At 66.4% G+C, this 15572-nt stretch carries 13 protein-coding genes and 1 pseudogene; 3 read left to right on the top strand and 11 right to left on the bottom strand.

Annotation, left to right across the window (positions count from 1 at the left end; genetic code table 11):
• Nucleotides 1–10: 10 nt before the first annotated feature.
• From AC6RIC_RS22765 to AC6RIC_RS22740, 6 genes are all read right to left on the bottom strand, one after another.
• Nucleotides 11–772, bottom strand: a complete 762-nt coding sequence (locus AC6RIC_RS22765) for an SDR family NAD(P)-dependent oxidoreductase (protein ID WP_499734017.1) — start codon at nucleotides 770–772, stop codon at nucleotides 11–13.
• The gene (locus AC6RIC_RS22760) at nucleotides 769–1602 is read right to left on the bottom strand and encodes a polysaccharide deacetylase family protein (protein WP_499734016.1); all 834 of its coding nucleotides are present in this window, start codon (nucleotides 1600–1602) and stop codon (nucleotides 769–771) included. The genes AC6RIC_RS22765 and AC6RIC_RS22760 overlap by 4 nt, the downstream gene beginning before the upstream one ends.
• A 181-nt stretch (nucleotides 1603–1783) precedes the next feature.
• Nucleotides 1784–2572, bottom strand: coding sequence for an ABC transporter permease (locus AC6RIC_RS22755; protein WP_499734015.1), 789 nt, complete (start codon nucleotides 2570–2572; stop codon nucleotides 1784–1786).
• Nucleotides 2573–2577: 5 nt separating this feature from the next.
• The gene (locus AC6RIC_RS22750; protein WP_499734014.1) at nucleotides 2578–3429 is read right to left on the bottom strand and encodes an ABC transporter permease; all 852 of its coding nucleotides are present in this window, start codon (nucleotides 3427–3429) and stop codon (nucleotides 2578–2580) included.
• A complete protein-coding gene (locus tag AC6RIC_RS22745) occupies nucleotides 3426–4505 on the bottom strand; it encodes an ABC transporter ATP-binding protein (protein ID WP_499734013.1) in 1080 nt (359 codons plus the stop codon). Before AC6RIC_RS22745 ends, AC6RIC_RS22750 begins: the two co-directional genes overlap by 4 nt.
• A gap of 28 nt (nucleotides 4506–4533) precedes the next feature.
• Nucleotides 4534–5559: an ABC transporter substrate-binding protein gene (locus AC6RIC_RS22740; protein ID WP_499734012.1), complete on the bottom strand. Its 1026-nt coding sequence runs from the start codon at nucleotides 5557–5559 to the stop codon at nucleotides 4534–4536.
• Between the two features lie 223 nt (nucleotides 5560–5782).
• Between AC6RIC_RS22740 and AC6RIC_RS22735 the strand changes: the two genes are divergently transcribed.
• Nucleotides 5783–6322 carry a MarR family winged helix-turn-helix transcriptional regulator gene (locus tag AC6RIC_RS22735; protein ID WP_499734011.1) on the top strand — a complete coding sequence of 180 codons (540 nt, stop codon included), beginning with the start codon at nucleotides 5783–5785 and terminating at the stop codon, nucleotides 6320–6322.
• Between the two features lie 58 nt (nucleotides 6323–6380).
• Here the strand turns inward: AC6RIC_RS22735 and AC6RIC_RS22730 are convergent, their stop codons facing one another.
• The 5 genes from AC6RIC_RS22730 to AC6RIC_RS22710 all read right to left on the bottom strand — a co-directional run bounded on the left by AC6RIC_RS22730 (nucleotide 6381) and on the right by AC6RIC_RS22710 (nucleotide 13239).
• The gene (locus AC6RIC_RS22730; RefSeq protein WP_499736648.1) at nucleotides 6381–8243 is read right to left on the bottom strand and encodes a potassium transporter Kup; all 1863 of its coding nucleotides are present in this window, start codon (nucleotides 8241–8243) and stop codon (nucleotides 6381–6383) included.
• A gap of 394 nt (nucleotides 8244–8637) precedes the next feature.
• Nucleotides 8638–9591 carry a helix-turn-helix transcriptional regulator gene (locus tag AC6RIC_RS22725; protein WP_499734010.1) on the bottom strand — a complete coding sequence of 318 codons (954 nt, stop codon included), beginning with the start codon at nucleotides 9589–9591 and terminating at the stop codon, nucleotides 8638–8640.
• The gene (locus tag AC6RIC_RS22720; protein WP_499734009.1) at nucleotides 9588–10667 is read right to left on the bottom strand and encodes a patatin-like phospholipase family protein; all 1080 of its coding nucleotides are present in this window, start codon (nucleotides 10665–10667) and stop codon (nucleotides 9588–9590) included. The genes AC6RIC_RS22725 and AC6RIC_RS22720 overlap by 4 nt, the downstream gene beginning before the upstream one ends.
• A complete protein-coding gene (locus AC6RIC_RS22715; RefSeq protein ID WP_499734008.1) occupies nucleotides 10664–12766 on the bottom strand; it encodes a xanthine dehydrogenase family protein molybdopterin-binding subunit in 2103 nt (700 codons plus the stop codon). Before AC6RIC_RS22715 ends, AC6RIC_RS22720 begins: the two co-directional genes overlap by 4 nt.
• Complete coding sequence (locus AC6RIC_RS22710) at nucleotides 12766–13239, bottom strand: (2Fe-2S)-binding protein (RefSeq protein ID WP_499734007.1); 474 nt, start codon at nucleotides 13237–13239, stop codon at nucleotides 12766–12768. Before AC6RIC_RS22710 ends, AC6RIC_RS22715 begins: the two co-directional genes overlap by 1 nt.
• A 199-nt stretch (nucleotides 13240–13438) precedes the next feature.
• Between AC6RIC_RS22710 and AC6RIC_RS22705 the strand changes: the two are divergent.
• Nucleotides 13439–13564: pseudogene (locus tag AC6RIC_RS22705) on the top strand (IS3 family transposase); the annotation flags it as partial.
• 308 nt (nucleotides 13565–13872) lie between these two features.
• Nucleotides 13873–15540, top strand: a complete 1668-nt coding sequence (locus AC6RIC_RS22700) for an FMN-binding glutamate synthase family protein (RefSeq protein ID WP_499734006.1) — start codon at nucleotides 13873–13875, stop codon at nucleotides 15538–15540.
• Nucleotides 15541–15572: the final 32 nt, after the last annotated feature.

Raw genomic sequence — 15572 nt, 5'->3', positions numbered from 1 at the left:
CCGCCCGTTGCTAGTGAAAAGTCCGGCCGCCATCGACGGCGATGGCGGTACCGGTGACATAGGAGGATTCCGCGCTGGTCAGCCACAGGATCGCCGCGGCGATCTCATCCGGCGAGGCGACGCGCTGGAGCGCGTAGCGGGCGCGCACGGCCTCATAGGCAGCGACGGGGTCGGGCGCGGTGTCGATGCTAGTGCGGAACAGTTCCGTTTCGACCGCGCCAGGGCAGACCGTGTTGACGCGGATGCCGAATTCCGCCGCTTCCAGCGCGAGTGCCTTCGCCGCCATCTGCAGGCCGGCCTTGGAGGCGCAATAGGCGGTGCGGTGCTTCAGCGGCGAGAGCCCGGCGCCGGAGGAGACATTGACGATCGTGCCGCCGCCTGCCGCCTTGAGATAAGGATAGGCCGCCTGCGCCACCAGCATCGGGCCGGTCAAGTTGACCGCGACGATGCGGTTCCAATCGGCCAACGCCATGCGCTCGATATCGGCGATCAGGTCGATGCCGGCCGAGCTGACGACACCGTCGAGCCCGCCGAGCGCGGTGGCGGCACTGGATACGGCCGTCTCGACGGACGCCGGATCCGAGACATCGGCCCTGAAGGGCACGAACGCGCTCGCTCCGAAACGCCCGGCCAGTGCCGCCAGCGTTTCCACATCGCGATCGAGCGCAGCAACGCGCGCGCCCTCCTTGATGAAGCGCTCGACTGTGGCGAGTCCGATGCCCTTGGCTGCACCGGTGATCAGGATGCGCCGGCCGGCCAGCGCGGCGCTCACCGTCTGGCCTCCGCGCGGGCCTTCTCCAGGCCGGGACGCATGCCGTCGACCATCTCGTCGCAGCGGCCGATCCAGACATTCGGATGCTTCAGGGCATGCTCGATCAGCCCCTCCAGCACCTTGATGCGCGAGGGCTGGCCGATCATCTCGGGGTGCATGCCGACCATCATCATCCGGTCCTCGGCATAGAGTACGTCGAACTCGCTCTTCCAGGCTTCGAGCAGGGCCGAGGGCGCCTGCATGGTGCGGCCGGGCAGCACGATCGAGTACTGGAAGAAGGGCGCGTCATCGAGCACCCAGCGGAACGGCAGCTCGACGAGCCTAGTCTCCTGATCTTCGACCGTGTGGAGATAGGGCGAGTCGTCGTCGAAGAAGTTCGAGGAATAGTCGAAGCCGTATTCGACCAGCATCGGCATGGTGATCGGGCTGATCTCGGCGGCCGGCGAGCGCCAGCCGCGGGGCGCGCGGCCGCTGACGCGCTTGATCGACTGGAAGCCCTTCTCCATCTCCTCGCGCTCCTCCTCGGGCGAGAGGTTCAGGATCCAGGTGTGGCTGTAGCTGTGATGTGCGATTTCGTGGCCGCGCTTCAGGATCTCCTCCATCAGCCCTTCGCGCTGGTCGATGATCAGGCCCGGCACGAAGAAGGTCGCCTTGACGCCGTAGCGGTCGAGCAGGTCGAGCACGCGGCCGGTTCCGACCTTCCAGCCATAGGCGCCCTGCGACATCAGGATCGGGCGGTTGGCATAGGCGGGATCGCGGCCGGTCCACATCGTCTCGGCGTCGAGGTCGAAGGTCAGGAAGAGCGGGAAACCCTTGGAGGTCAGCGGCATGTGGCGATGTCCGATGGAGATGGAACGGGATGTCCTGGGAACCTGTTCGTCATGCTCGCCCTTGTGGCGAGCATCCACGTCTTGAACACCGCTCTCGACGCAGGAAGACGTGGATGGTCGGGACAAGCCCGACCATGACGGGTGGGTCGCAGAGGATGACGGAGGCGCCGATCCATCGCCATCACACGAAGCGGTGGAAGCCGAAGCGGCGCTCGGCGAGGAGGAGCACGATGCCGGTGGCGAGGATCAGTAGCGTCGAGACCGCCGCGACGCTGGGGTCGATGCCCATCTCGACCGAGGAGAAGATCAGCACCGGCAGCGTCGTCTGGCTGGCGCTGATCAGGAAGATCGTGACCGGGACGTTGTCGAGCGAGGTGATGAAGGAAAACAGGGCGCCGGCGACCAGCCCCGGCGCGATCAAGGGCAGCGTCACCAGCCTGAAGGCTTCGAAGCCGCTGGCGCCGAGCACGCGCGCCGCTTCCTCGACGGCGAGATCGAGTCCCGACAGGCTCGCCAGCGCGGAGCGCACGACATAGGGCACGGTGATGACGACATGGGCAAGCAGCAGCCCAATGAGCGAGCCGCGCAAGCCCGTCATGCTGTAGAACTGCAGCAGCGCGACGCCGACGACCACGGCCGGCATCACCAGCGGCGCCATCAGGAAGGAGGTCACCGCCTCCGAACCCGGCAGCACCTTGCGGAACAGGGCGTAGGCTGCGGCGACGCCGAGCACCAGCGAGATCAGCGTCGAGCCGCAGGCCAGGATCAGGCTCATGCGGATGGCGGAAAGATAGGTCGGGTCGCTCAGGACCTTGCCGAACCAGGCGAGCGTCAGCCCCTGCGGCGGGATGGTCAGGTAGGAGGTGGTCGAGAACGCCGCCAGCACCACGACGATCACCGGCAATTGCAGGAAAGCGACGACCGTGAAGGCCGTGGCCGTCAGCCCCCAGCCGGGGCGGTTTTCGCTCATGTCGCTCATGCCATGCCCGCCCAGCGCTTGGTCAATCGGCTCGACAGCCAGATGATCGCCACCGCCATTAAGGTCAGCGCGAAGGAGAGCGCCGAGCCGCTCGGCCAGTCGAGAAGCTGCATGTATTCGTCGTAGATCAGCGTCGCCATGACCTGATAGGTCGGCCCGCCCAGCATGCGCGGCGTCACCAGCGCGCTGATCGTCAGCACGAAGACGAGGATCGAGCCGGCGAGAATGCCGGGCGCCGAGAGCGGCAGCGTCACCGCCATGAAGACATGGGCGCGGCTGGAGCCGAGCGTCGCGGCGGCGGATTCGACGTCGCGCGGCACGTTGCGGATCGCTGCGACCAGCATCAGCACCATGAAGGGCAGGTAGATATGGGTGAGCCCGATGAAGAGCCCGACGAAGTTGAACAGCAGCTTCACCGGCGTACCGATCACACCGAGCTGCATCAGCAGGTTGTTGATCAGGCCGCGATTGGCGAGCAGCGCGATCCAGCCGAAGGAGCGCACCACGAGGTTGAGCAGCATCGGGAAAATGACGAGCAGGATCAGCGGCACCCGCCAGTGCTCCGGCCCGCGCGCGATCAGATAGGCGAGCGGGTAGCTGAGCAGCAGGCAGATCAGCGTGACGGAAAAGCCGAGGCCCAGCGTGCGCCAGATCACCTCGCGATAATAGTCGTCGCTGACGATCTGGCTGTAGTTCTTGAGCGACCACGCGCCTTTGATCAGGCCGGTGCCGGGCTCGTAGACGCCGAAGCTCGTCGGCAGCAGCATCAGCACCGGCACGAGGAAGAACCCCGCCAGCACCAGGAGCAGCGGCGCGATCAGCAGCAGCCCCTGCCGCCGCGACATCATGGCTTGGCGCCTTCCGGCGGCATTGCGAAGACGGCGGCGGGGTCGATGGCGAGTCCGACAGGCGCACCGATGGCGAGAGCGGCCTCCGGTCCGTGCGAGGCGGTTTCCGCGACGATCTCGACGCCTTCCGCCAGCCGCACGACATATTGCACGCGGGCGCCGCTGAAGGAGCGCAGCACGACCTCGCCGGCGATCTCGCCGGCCTGAGGTCGGCCGCTGCGGATCGCGACGGCCTCCTGCCGGATCACGATGTCGACCTTGCTGCCGGCCGGCTGCTCGATGCACGCGGCCGGAATGGCGACGCTGCCGACGGCGAGCCGTCCACCCGCTCCTTCCCGGACCTTGACCGCGCCGGTGAGCCGGTTCGGCTTGCCGATGAAACTCGCGACGAAGCCGGTCGCCGGGCGGTGATAGATGTCCTCAGGCGCAGCGAATTGCTGCATCACGCCCTTGGCCATCACACCGACGCGGTCGGACATCGACAGCGCCTCGCCCTGGTCATGGGTGACGAAGAGCGTGGTGATGCCGAGATTGCGCTGCAGGCGCTTCAATTCGATCTGCATCTCGTCGCGCAACTGCGCATCGAGATTGGAGAGCGGTTCGTCGAAGAGCAGCACGCGCGGATGCGGCGCGAGCGCACGCGCAATGGCGACGCGCTGCTGCTGGCCGCCGGAGAGCTGCCGCGGATAGCGCTCGCCGAAGGTGCCGAGCCGGACCATGCCGAGCGCTTCCTTGACGCGTTTGTCGAGCTCGGCGCCGGCGACCTTGCGGCGGCGCAGGCCAAAGGCGACGTTCTCGAACACGGTCATGTGCGGGAATAGGGCATAGGACTGGAAGACGAGGCCGAGACCCCGTTTGTTCGGGGGCAGGGTGGTGACGTCGTCGCGGCCGATCAGGATGCGCCCGCGGCTTGGCTCCACGAGCCCTGCGACCATGCGCAGGATCGTGGTCTTGCCGCAGCCGGAGGGCCCGAGCAGCGAGACGAACTCGCCCTCCGCGATCGTCAGGGAGACATCCCTGACGACTTCGACCTCGCCATAGGACTTGCCCAGCCCTTCGAAGGTCAGCGAGCCCATTGCCAATCCTCTCCCGCTGCCCTGCGCTTCAGCGCGCGACTTCGCGCTGCCAGCGGCGTGTCCAGGTCGCGCTGTTCTTGGCGATCACCTCGGGATCGATGAACCAGGCCTTCTCCAGGCTCTCGCCATTCGGCACGATGCCCTTGAGCTTGTCCGAGAGCTTCACCTTGGTGTTGACCGCACCGATATAGGCGCGCTCCGAGAAGCAGCCCTGGCCCTCGGCCGACAGCACCTGGTCGAGGAACTTGTAGGCGAGCTCCGTCTTGGTCGAGCCCTTCGGCAGGACCACCGCCGGCAGGATGCCGACCGCGCCTTCCTTGGGATAGGCGACGGCGAGCGAAAGGCCCTTGTCCATGGCGACGCCGGCGCGGTCCGGATACCACGGCGCGATCGCGATCTCGCCGCGCTCGAACAGCGACAGGAGCTGGTCGGCCTGGGTGTAGAGCACGGCCGAGCCCTTCGCGATCGGCTTGATCGCCTCGATGCCGGGATCGATATTGTCGAGCGTGCCGCCCTTGAGCTTGTTCAGCGCCAGCAGGAACTGCAGCCCGGAGGTGCCGCTGATGTCGCCGATCGCATATTTGCCGGCATAGTTCGGATCGGCGAGGTCGAGCCAGGAGGTCGGCGGCGCCTTCACCAGCTTGGGGTTGTAGACCAGCGTCGTCGCGCTCACCATCGCGACCACATAGCTGTCGTCCTTGCCCCAGGCGGTCGGGATCACGTCGGCGGCGTTCTTAAGCTTCGCGCGGTCGATCTTGTCGTTGAGCTTCTCATTGGCGGTCTGAGCCGCCAGCGAGTTGTCGATATAGACGATATCCATGTCCGGCTTGCCGGCGGTGGCGCGCAAGGCCGCGGCGAATTGCGAGGAATTGCCGAGCTTCAGCGAGACGGTCGCGCCCGTCGCCTTCTCGAAGGCGGCGACATGGCAGGCCTTGACGTTCTCGGCGAAGGAGCCGCCGAAGGCGCCCACGACAAGCTCCTCGGCCTGGGCGGTGGAGGCGAGAGCGGCGCCGAGGACGGCGGCTGCGGTCGCATGACGAAACATCTGGCGCATGGTTGCTGGTTCCCGTCTGTTGGCCTCAAGGCGCACCGCTGTTGGCGCGGCTTGTCCCTCGGTCGACGGAATCCCCCTCCCATCGGCCGAGGGAGAGCATGACACGGCTCGATTTGTCTTTCAAGAAAGATAAATGAAAGATATCTTGATGCCGAGACGGTGATCATGGGCGCTTGCATCGCGCGCCCCGGCGTGGTCGGAAAGGCCGTCCTGGAGGATTGGAATGCGCAACGAGGCCGCGCGAAACCTGACGTTCGAAACGCCCGATGCGCTCTGGCAGAACGACCGCGTCGGCGCCGGCATGCAGCGCTGGCGGCGCGAGTTTCCGGATGTCGATTGTTCGGGCAAGGCGATCGTCGGCCGGCTGCTTCACCTCAACGAGGTGCTGCAAGTCGCGATCAACCGGACCCTCGCACGGCATAAGCTCAAATATCCGAGCTTCGCGGTGCTCGCGACGCTGCGCGTGCAGGGCGCGCCCTATCGCATGTCGCCGAAAGCGCTGCTCGACACGCTGATCCTGACCTCGGGCGGCCTTTCGAACCTGCTGCGGCGCCTGGAGAAGGCGGGCCATGTCCGCCGCATGGCTGACGAGACCGACGGTCGCGGCGTGATCGTCGAACTCACCGAGAAGGGCCGTCTTCTGGTCGAGCCGGCGATGCGCGACCATGCCGAGACGGAACGGCGCCTCGTCGCCATGCTACCGGCGGCCGAGCAGGCCATGGTCGCCGGTGCGCTCGGCAGGATGATGCTGGCCGGCCGCTGACGAGGGCTGGTTTGCCATGACCAGCCGCAGGCAATGTCGAGAGGGCGGGCGTGCTCCGTCAGATCTCGATCTCGACGCCGACCTCGACGACCCGGGTGGCCGGGATGTGGAAATGGGCGGCGGATCGCTCAGCGTTGCGCTGCATGAAGGCGAAGAGCGATTCGCGCCACACCGCCATTCCCGCGATGTCGTCACGCGGAATGACCGTCTCGCGGCCGATATAGTACGACATTTGGTCGAGATCGATGCCCGGTAGAAGACCACGGTCTGCGCCGCAGCGCAGGCCGTCGGGAATGTGTGGTGTCTCCATGAAGCCGAAATGCAGGATCACACGCGTCACGCCGGGCATGAGGTCGACGACCTCCATGCGATCGTCGTCGGAGACGCGCGGCACCTCCTCCAGCTTGCCGGTGATGAGCAGGATGCGTTCATGCAGTGCGTGGTTGTGGCGGACGAAATGGGAGAGCGAGAGTGGGACGCCCCGTGCAGCTGAGGCGAGGAATGCAGCCGTCCCGGGCAGGCGCATGGGCGGCTTCGTCGCCAGCATGGCCAGAAACTCCTTCTCCGGCTCGCGCTGGCGGCTGCGCGCCGCCTCCACCAGCGCCAGACCGCGCCGCCAGGTCAGCATGATCACCACCAGCACGAGTGCCAGGACAAGCGGATACCAGCCGCCCTCGTGCAGCTTCGGCAGGTTGGCGGAGAAAAAGACGAGGTCGATCAGCAGGAAGAAGCCATTGACCGCGGCGACGAGGATCAGGCTGTAGCCCCATTTGAGAGCGATCAGCGCCGCCAGCCCGGTGGTGATGGCCATGAGCAGGGAGACCGCGATGCCATAGGCGCCGGCCAGGGCTTCGGACGAGCGGAACGCGAAGACCGACGTCAAGGTCGCCAGGCACATCAGCCAGTTGACGATCGGGATGTAGATCTGGCCCTGCTGGTCATGGGCCGTGTGCTTGATGTGGACGGCGGGGAACAGCCCGAGCTGCACGGCCTGGCGTGTCAGCGAGAAGGCGCCGGTGAGGATCGACTGCGAGGCGATGACGGCGGCCGCCGTCGCGAAGGCGATCAGCGGATAATGGGCCCAGTTCGGGGCGAGCTGGTAGAACGGATTCTCGATCGCCGCCGGATGGACCAGCAGCAGCCCGCCCTGGCCGAAATAGTTCAGCATCAGCGCCGGCAGCACGACAGCAAACCAGGCGAGCCGGATCGTCTTCGGGCCGAAATGGCCCATATCCGCATACATCGCCTCACCGCCGGTCACGGCCAGAAAAGTGGCCCCGAGAACGGCGAAGCCGACGACGGGGGAGGTATGGGTGATGAAATACAACGCGTTGAACGGGTTGATCGCGGCCAGGATACCCGGCGCCATCAGGATGCCGCGGATGCCGAGCAGCGCCAGGGCGAGGAACCAGAGCAGCATGATCGGCCCGAACAACCGGCCGATGAAGCCGGTGCCCTTGCTCTGAACCAGGAAGAGGCAGAGCAGGATCGCGGCGGTCAATGGTACCACGGCCGGCGCCAGAAACGGCGCGTCGACCTTGAGGCCTTCGATCGCGCTGAGCACCGAGATCGCCGGCGTGATGGCGCCGTCGCCATAGAGCAGCGCGGCGCCGACGAGGCCGACCACCAGCACATAGGCCCGCGCCGAGCCCGGCTTGGCATGGCGCGCCTTGAGCAGGGCCAGCATCGCCATGATGCCGCCTTCGCCACGATTGTCCGCTCGCATGATCAGCAGCGAGTACTTGATCGAGATGATCAGGATCAGCGCCCACAGGATCATCGAGACGCAGCCGATCACAGCCTCCGGCTGCAAGGCGCCGCCGGCGCTCGCGGCCCGAACCGCTTCCTTGAGCGCATAGAGCGGACTGGTGCCGATGTCGCCATAGACGACGCCGAGCGCGCCGAGCGTCGCAGCTCCGATGGCTTGGCCGTGGCCATCGGGTGCCCCTGCGTCACCGTTGGGCCGTGACCCTCTTGCATGGGACAAGGATGGCCTCCCGATATTTTGTTTGAGAGTAGGGCACACGCGAACGGCAGCCGCAAGGGCTCGCTCGCCCAAGCTCCTGACCTGCTTCGCGAAATCGGGTCAGCCTCGCTGCCTTGCCGGCCCTGGCCCGAGACAGGAAAACGGGCCTCGATGACCGGGAAGGAGCCTGGGCGCCACGCCGGGCGGTGGCGTGGGAAAGGCCTCGCTTCCCGCAAGGCGGGCTGGCGGGACGGAATGCCGGCACAGGACCGCGTGTCGGCGTCGAGCCGCTCCGTCATGAGAGCGAACGCGGCCGCCTCACCGCCGCGCTCACCGATCGCACCGGCACTCAGGCCCTCGCCGACATTCTGAACTCCGTTGGGCTCATGCCGGTCGTCTTCTTGAAGGTCCGCGCGAAATGGGCGGAATCGCTAAACCCGCAGGCGAAGCCGATCGAGGTCAGCGAGGCCGTGCCGCCGAGCAGCATCAGGCTCGCCTGACGTATCTGGGATAGGCGGCGCAGCCCCTGCAGAGACAGGCCGTCATCCGTCAGTCGCCGTTGCAATGTGCGTGGCGAATGGCCGAGCTGCCGTGCCAGCAGCGCCAATGACCAGATCACGAGCAGATCGCTTTCAACCAGCGCGATGATGTCCCGCGTCGGCTTGCTGAGGCGCTGGTCCGGCGGGGCGTAAAGCACGGCGTGGGGTGCCGGAGGTTTCGCACTCGGTCTCCAGTTGAAGCGCCAAAGCCCGGTTTGTGCAGCGACCGGCGGGATACCCTCCATGACGGCGCCGGCTTCGATGACGACCGTCGGCTCCCGATCAGGCCCGATCGTCAGCCGGAGCTCGCTGCAGCCGGCCGCTGCAAGAAGCCCGGCGAACAGCCCCGACAGGAGGTAGTCGACCGCCGGTCCCGGCGGATCATCGGGTTCGCCGCGGTGATCGAGCAATGCCTCGGTCTCGCTGACGGAATGGACGATGACCGGATGTCGGGTATGAACGTAGCGTTCCAGCCGGCGCCAACGCCCGATCAGGTCAGGCCCGCTCCGCGCGGCCAGAAGTGCCGCCCCGAGCGGGTCGAACGCCAGGCGGGACACCGATTGGCCGACTTTCAGAAGGGCGGACGGTCCATGCCTGGCCAGTACGGCTTCGGCCAGAGCCGTCTTCTCGCTGAGCGAAGCATGGGGCGTATTGAGGCGCGGCCTTAGCTCGCCGTCGCCCGGGCTGATCCCCTGTTCGGCAAAGGAGAGCTGCATGAGCCTGACCAAGGCCGCTCCGGTCAGGTCGTCCTTTGCCCGCTTCATCGCGTATCGGTCCTTGGCGCAGCATCGAGCCAGCTCGACGGGGCCTCGCCATGCCGTCGACCAAGCTCGAACAGACCTCGCATTTCGGCCTGTTCGAAATCAAATGGGCTCGCCGCTTCCGGGAACCCGTCCGGAATGCGCTGGAGCCGGAAGGCAGCCCTCTCTGCCTTCGCCAGGGCCGCTGCCCGCTCCACGGCGCCGAAGCTCAGGCTGCGCAGGAGCTGCGAGACGCCGCGGCGGGCGAGCGTGCTGGCGTGGTATCCGGCTGCCCGTGTCGTGGCGGCGGTGCTGACATGGCCGTTGGCGATGACCCAGAGCGTCTGTTTGCGTGCGCCGCGCAGCATGGCCGGATCGACCACGATCGGGCGCATCACCCCGCCGTCGCCGTGCAGGACCGCAATGCCGCTCGTCGGATCAGGCAGCGGGATCGGCTCGACCAGGCCAGGCGGAGCTGCCGAGGCCAGCATGATTTCGATGAAGGCCCGTCGCGCATCGGGCCGCTCGGATGCGGCCAGCCGGCCCATGTCCCAGGTGACCGCCCGGCCATTCGTCAGGTCGGTGGTGGCGATGTAGAGCCTTCGGCCCTCGCGATGAGCGTCGGCGATCTCGGCGATCATGCGATCCGTGATGATGTCGTCGAGCCTGCGGCGCAGCGGATCGGCCTTGTGCAGGCCGGCCTTGACGAGAACGCCGATGCCGTTGCCCTTGAAGATGTCGGCCGTGCGCGTCGTCGTGTAGACCTCCTCGAGCAGGGCATCGTAGCGGGGTCCGAGAAAGGCGAGCGGCGCCTGCAGCGCGCCCGTCGAAACCCCGCTGACCAGATCGAAGATCGGCCGCGAGCCGCTTTTCGTCCAGCCGACCAGCACGCCCGCCCCGAAGGCCCCGTCGGCCCCGCCGCTCGACAGGGCGAGCATATGGCCGACCTCTCCGCGCGGCCGGCGCGTCTCTGTTTGCGGAGCGGCCATGCGCAGGATTTGCGGATCGAGAGCCTGGCCGACGGGCGCGACGGCACAGCCGCCAAGGCTCAGCACGCCGCAGGCGAGAGCCAGGCGGATGATCTGCGCCGGGAAGATCATGCCGCCCGATCGGCCCGCCAGGGCAGGCGCAGAACCGGCTTGCCGGTCATGGCGGCAATGGCGTTGGTGATCGCGGGCGCAGCAGCCACGATGGCCGTTTCAGCGGCGCCGGTCGGGGCCTCGCCTTCGTCGATCAACTCGATGACCATCTCCGGAACGTCGGAGAAGCGCGGCACGGCATAGTCGGCGAAACTCGTCTGCGCGACGGTCCCTTCGGCAAGCGTGAGGTCTTCGAAAAGAGCCATGCCGATGCCCCAGACGAGGTTGCCCTCGACCTGAGCCTGGACCTGGCCCGGGTTCAGCATCAGCCCGCAGTCATGGGCGCACCAGAGCTTCGTGACGCGCATCTGCTCGCCCGCGCGGGTCACTTCGGCGATGACCGCAGCATAGGACATCTCCTTGTAGACACCGCAGGCCATGCCGTAGCCGCGCTCCGGTGTGGATTGCAGCGCGCCCCACCCCGCCAGTGCGGCCACCCGATCGAGCGCCCGGCGGAGGCGGGGCCATTGCGGGGCGATGATCCGCCTGCGGAAGGCGAGGGGGTCCTCACCCCGCAGACGCGCCAGATGATCGACCATCGTCTCCATCGCCCAGATGTTCGGCCCGGCACCCAGCCCGCGCCAAGGGCCGGTGTGGACGGGCAGGCGCACATCCTCGAATTCGACGCGCTGCCGTGCAGCCGTATAGGGCGGGATCGCGCCGCGCAGCACGCCGGGATCGCCGAAAAAGCTCGTGGCGAATTGCAGGACCGGCCCCATCGCGGCGGAGGTGAACATCACATGGCCGGAACGGAACGCGTGATGCCACCCGTCCGGCGTACCGTCCGTGGCGAGGCTCGCCCTGATCCGGTGCGAGGATGGCGGGCGATGGAACGCTTCGCGGAACTCGTCGAGACGGGTCCATTGCACCTTGACCGGGCGCCCGAAGGCCCTGGCCAGCAGAGCCGCCTCCAACTCCACCATGCAGAGCGTCTTTCCGCCGAAGCCGCCGCCGACCCGGCAGCCGATCACGGTGACGAGATCGCGTGACAGCCCCAGTTCCTGGGCCAGCGCCGCGCGGATGAAGGTCACGTCCTGCGTGCCTGTCCAGAGTTCGAGCTTGCCGGCTTCATCGAAGCGCGCGACCGCCGTGCGCGGCTCCATGCAGGCATGGGCCGCCATCGGCACCTCGAGACGCAAGTCGGCGAAGGCCTCGCCGGGTGCGAAATGCGCGTCCCGCGCGATGTGCTCAAGCGCGCCTTTCGACAAGCCATGGTCGACATCGATCAGGGCGGCGATGTCGGCATTATCGGAAAGCCCGCCCGACCATTTCGGCACCAGAGCGGCCAGGGCGCGCTCCAGGGCTCCGCGGCTTTCGGCAGCGACAAGGGCGCGCTCGCCGACCCGGCGCAGGCCGAGATAGCCGGGGAGCGCCCGGGCCTTTGCGTCATCGACCTCCGACAAGACCGCGCCCAGACGCGGCGAACGAAGGACGGCGCCGAAGACCATGCCCGGAAGACGGATATCGTCGGCAAAAAGCGGTGCGTCACCGGTGACGATCGCACGAATGGCGTCGGTCGGCTCCGCGGTACCGACGATGCGCTTCGGCCCGACCTTGAGCGAAACGGGCTTGGCTTCTCGAATGGCGGCGGCATCGATCAGCCGAGGGGCGGTTGCGAGCACGCGAAAGCCCACGGGCGGGGGGGCGCCGTCGACACTCCCGGCGCGTTTCAGAACGACCGCCAGAGCGGCGGCGGCAGAGGCCAACAGCGGCGCGAAATCCCTAACGGAATCCGAACCGACCGTCGCTCGCGCCGGAGGCAGCAGATCGGTGCGCGGTAGGATTGCCCGGATGCGGTCCAGGGGGAAGCCGGTCTCTTCCGCCACGACCTGCCGGAACGATATGGCAATGCCCTGGCCGAGCTCTGCGCGCGGCATCATGATCTCGATGACGCCTTCCGGCGTGAGGCGCAGCCAGGCGGATGCATCCTGCGCGGTCGGCACGCCCCGATAGGGCAGCGCGAGGCGCCGCGAGACGCCATAGCCTCCGCCGGCGGTGACGACCAGGCCGGCCGTCGCCCAGCCGAAACCCTTGAGAAGGGAACGCCGTGAGAGCGCCATTACGTGCGCACCCGCAGCATCTGCTGTGCCAGGTCGATCGCCGCCGCTATGCGCCGTTGCGTGCCGCAGCGGCAGATGACGCTGTCCATGGCTGCGGCGATATCGGCGGACGGCGCCGACGGATTCGCGTTCAGGAGGGCGGCAGCGGTCATGACCTGACCGTTCTGACAATAGCCGCATTGTGGAACCCCCGCATCGATCCAGGCCTGCTGGACCGGATGAAGGCCCCCGGCAGCACGTGAACCAAGGCCCTCCAGGGTCGTCACGTCACGTCCTTCGATGTCTTTTGCCGTCAAAAGACAGGCTCGCTCGGCCACGCCGTCGACATGGATGACGCATGCCCCGCACGCGCCCACGCCGCAGCCATATTTGGGGCCGTTCAATGCAAGATGATCGCGCAGGACCCAAAGGAGGCGATCGTCCGACATGCTCTCGGGGATCGCTGCGGTTCTGCCGTTCAAGACGAAGTGCATTACGTTTCTTCCGCCACGCTGGTTCGAACGACGGGTTAGCACGGCCGGCATCCTTCGAATTGAACGATGGCGCCACAATCCCGATCGACCTATGCCAATTCAAGGACAGAAACATGCCGAAGCGGTACTTCAGTGGCCTGCACCCTGAAGAGTGGCCCTCCTTGAAGTAGGCTTTTTGAGCCTTTGGAGGATGCCGGCGATGCCGCAGAAGAAGCACAAGCCTGAAGAGATCGTCGCGAAGCTGCGGCAGGTCGACGTGCTGTTGTCCCAGGGGCACCCGGTCGCGGAGGCGATCCGGGCCATCAGCGTGATGGCGTTCACGTATTCGGCCGGCGTGTGGGCATCATCGCCCGCATCAGGCAGATCATCGCGGTCTAAACGCCGGACGATGTCGCCGGGGGCGACGCCTCGGCTTCTGCCGAGCAATCTGAGCATGCTCCTGAACCCGAAGCTGGCTGAACCAGGAGGGGGTGTCCTTGAAAACTCAGGGGAGGCTGTTCATAGACCTGCCAAGTCGTTCGGGCGGGCCGCATTCTCGATGAGATCGTCCAGAACCGGTTGCTGCCGTCGCTTCAGGATGCCCCGAATTCCTCGCGTTCAACGTATATCGGCCAGGCTTTGCTCCAGGATATCATGCTAAAAAATGCTCTGCTGAATCAACGCTATGCGGCATTTCTCCTAGCCGTGCTCGCTTTTGTCGCTTCGCTTGTCGGAGGGCTCTTCCACAGCGGGTGGTTGCTCATCCCGACGGCGCTTGCGGGCGCTCTGGTCCTTCTGGGCGTTCATGATATGCGCCAGCGCAAGCATTCGATTCTGCGCAACTACCCCGTGATCGGACATCTGCGCTTCCTGATGGAGAGCATCCGGCCGGAAATCAGGCAATACATCATCGAAAGCGACCATGACGAAGTTCCATTCAGCCGGCAGGACCGCGCACTGGTCTACCGGCGCGCCAAGGGCGATGAGGACAAGCTGCCTTTTGGCACCTCCGAGAATGTCTACGGCTCCGGCTATGCGTGGTTGACTCATTCGGCTTCGCCGACGGCCATCGTCGACACCGATTTTCGCGTCCGGATCGGCGGGCCTGCCTGCAGGCATCCCTACGAGGCCAGCATCTACAACATCTCGGCCATGAGTTTCGGAGCGCTCTCCGCCAATGCCATTCTGGCGCTCAACACCGGCGCGCGGAAGGGCGGCTTCGCACACGATACCGGCGAAGGCAGCATCAGCCGGTATCACCGGCAAGGCGGCGGGGACCTGATTTTCCAAGTGGCGTCGGGCTATTTCGGCTGCCGCAACGAGGATGGCAGCTTCTCTCCCGAGCGATTTGCGGAACTGGCTGCTGATCCGCAGATCAAGATGATCGAAATCAAACTCAGCCAAGGCGCCAAACCGGGCCATGGTGGCATGCTGCCGGCTTCCAAGATCTCACCCGAGATCGCGGAGGCGCGAGGCATTGCGATGGGCGTGGACTGCCTATCGCCCGTGGCCCACAGCACCTTTTCCACCCCGGCCGGGTTGATGCAATTCGTCGGTGAATTGCGGGAGCTTTCCGGCGGCAAGCCGGTCGGCTTCAAGCTTTGCATCGGCCATCGCCGCGAGTTCATGAGCATGGTCAAGGCCATGCTCAACACCGGCGTCGTCCCTGATTTCATCGTCGTCGACGGTGCGGAGGGTGGCACGGGCGCCGCTCCCGTCGAATTCGCCAACCGCGTGGGCATGCCGATGCTGGAAGGGCTGACGTTCGTCCACAACACGCTGCGAGGCGCCGGCATCCGCGAACAGGTCAAGATCGGGGCAGCTGGCAAGATCGTGTCAGCGTTCGACATCGCCCGCACGCTGGCGCTCGGGGCAGACTGGTGCAACGCGGCGCGCGGCTTCATGTTTGCGATCGGTTGCATCCAGGCCCAGTCTTGCCACACCAATCGTTGCCCGGTCGGTATTGCGACACAGGACCAGCGGCGCCAGAGCGCCATCGATATCGGTGACAAGAGTGACCGCGTCGCGCGCTTTCATCGCAACACCATGCACGCGCTCGGCGAAATCGCGGGGGCGGCGGGCCTCAGCCATCCCAGCGACTTCATGCCCTATCACTTCATGTTCAGGCAGAAGGACAACGAATTCCTGGATGGCAACGAGGCTTTCCCCTATCTGCCGGAAGGCTTCCTGTTGGGTGGAAACGAGTTTCCGGAACTCGCCGATTGGTACAGCCGCTGGGATCGGGCCAGTTCCGACAGTTTTGCCCCGCCGGAGATTCCACACGGACCGTTCCAAACGCGTCGGGTCGTGAGGGCGGTGTAGCGCGTCGCTCAATCGCCGCGACGTGCCGCCTG

The sequence above is a fragment of the Allobosea sp. TBD101 genome (genome assembly GCF_059817965.1).
This window is presented reverse-complemented; position numbering and strand designations above follow the sequence as displayed.

Coding starts and splice junctions, on each gene's coding strand:
- AC6RIC_RS22760 (WP_499734016.1), bottom strand. CDS start 1,602: ATGCCGCTGACCTCCAAGGGTTTCCCGCTCTTCCTGACCTTCGACCTC.
- AC6RIC_RS22755 (WP_499734015.1), bottom strand. CDS start 2,572: ATGAGCGAAAACCGCCCCGGCTGGGGGCTGACGGCCACGGCCTTCACG.
- AC6RIC_RS22750 (WP_499734014.1), bottom strand. CDS start 3,429: ATGATGTCGCGGCGGCAGGGGCTGCTGCTGATCGCGCCGCTGCTCCTG.
- AC6RIC_RS22745 (WP_499734013.1), bottom strand. CDS start 4,505: ATGGGCTCGCTGACCTTCGAAGGGCTGGGCAAGTCCTATGGCGAGGTC.
- AC6RIC_RS22740 (WP_499734012.1), bottom strand. CDS start 5,559: ATGCGCCAGATGTTTCGTCATGCGACCGCAGCCGCCGTCCTCGGCGCC.
- AC6RIC_RS22735 (WP_499734011.1), top strand. CDS start 5,783: ATGCGCAACGAGGCCGCGCGAAACCTGACGTTCGAAACGCCCGATGCG.
- AC6RIC_RS22725 (WP_499734010.1), bottom strand. CDS start 9,591: ATGAAGCGGGCAAAGGACGACCTGACCGGAGCGGCCTTGGTCAGGCTC.
- AC6RIC_RS22720 (WP_499734009.1), bottom strand. CDS start 10,667: ATGATCTTCCCGGCGCAGATCATCCGCCTGGCTCTCGCCTGCGGCGTG.
- AC6RIC_RS22715 (WP_499734008.1), bottom strand. CDS start 12,766: ATGGCGCTCTCACGGCGTTCCCTTCTCAAGGGTTTCGGCTGGGCGACG.
- AC6RIC_RS22710 (WP_499734007.1), bottom strand. CDS start 13,239: ATGCACTTCGTCTTGAACGGCAGAACCGCAGCGATCCCCGAGAGCATG.
- AC6RIC_RS22700 (WP_499734006.1), top strand. CDS start 13,873: ATGCTAAAAAATGCTCTGCTGAATCAACGCTATGCGGCATTTCTCCTA.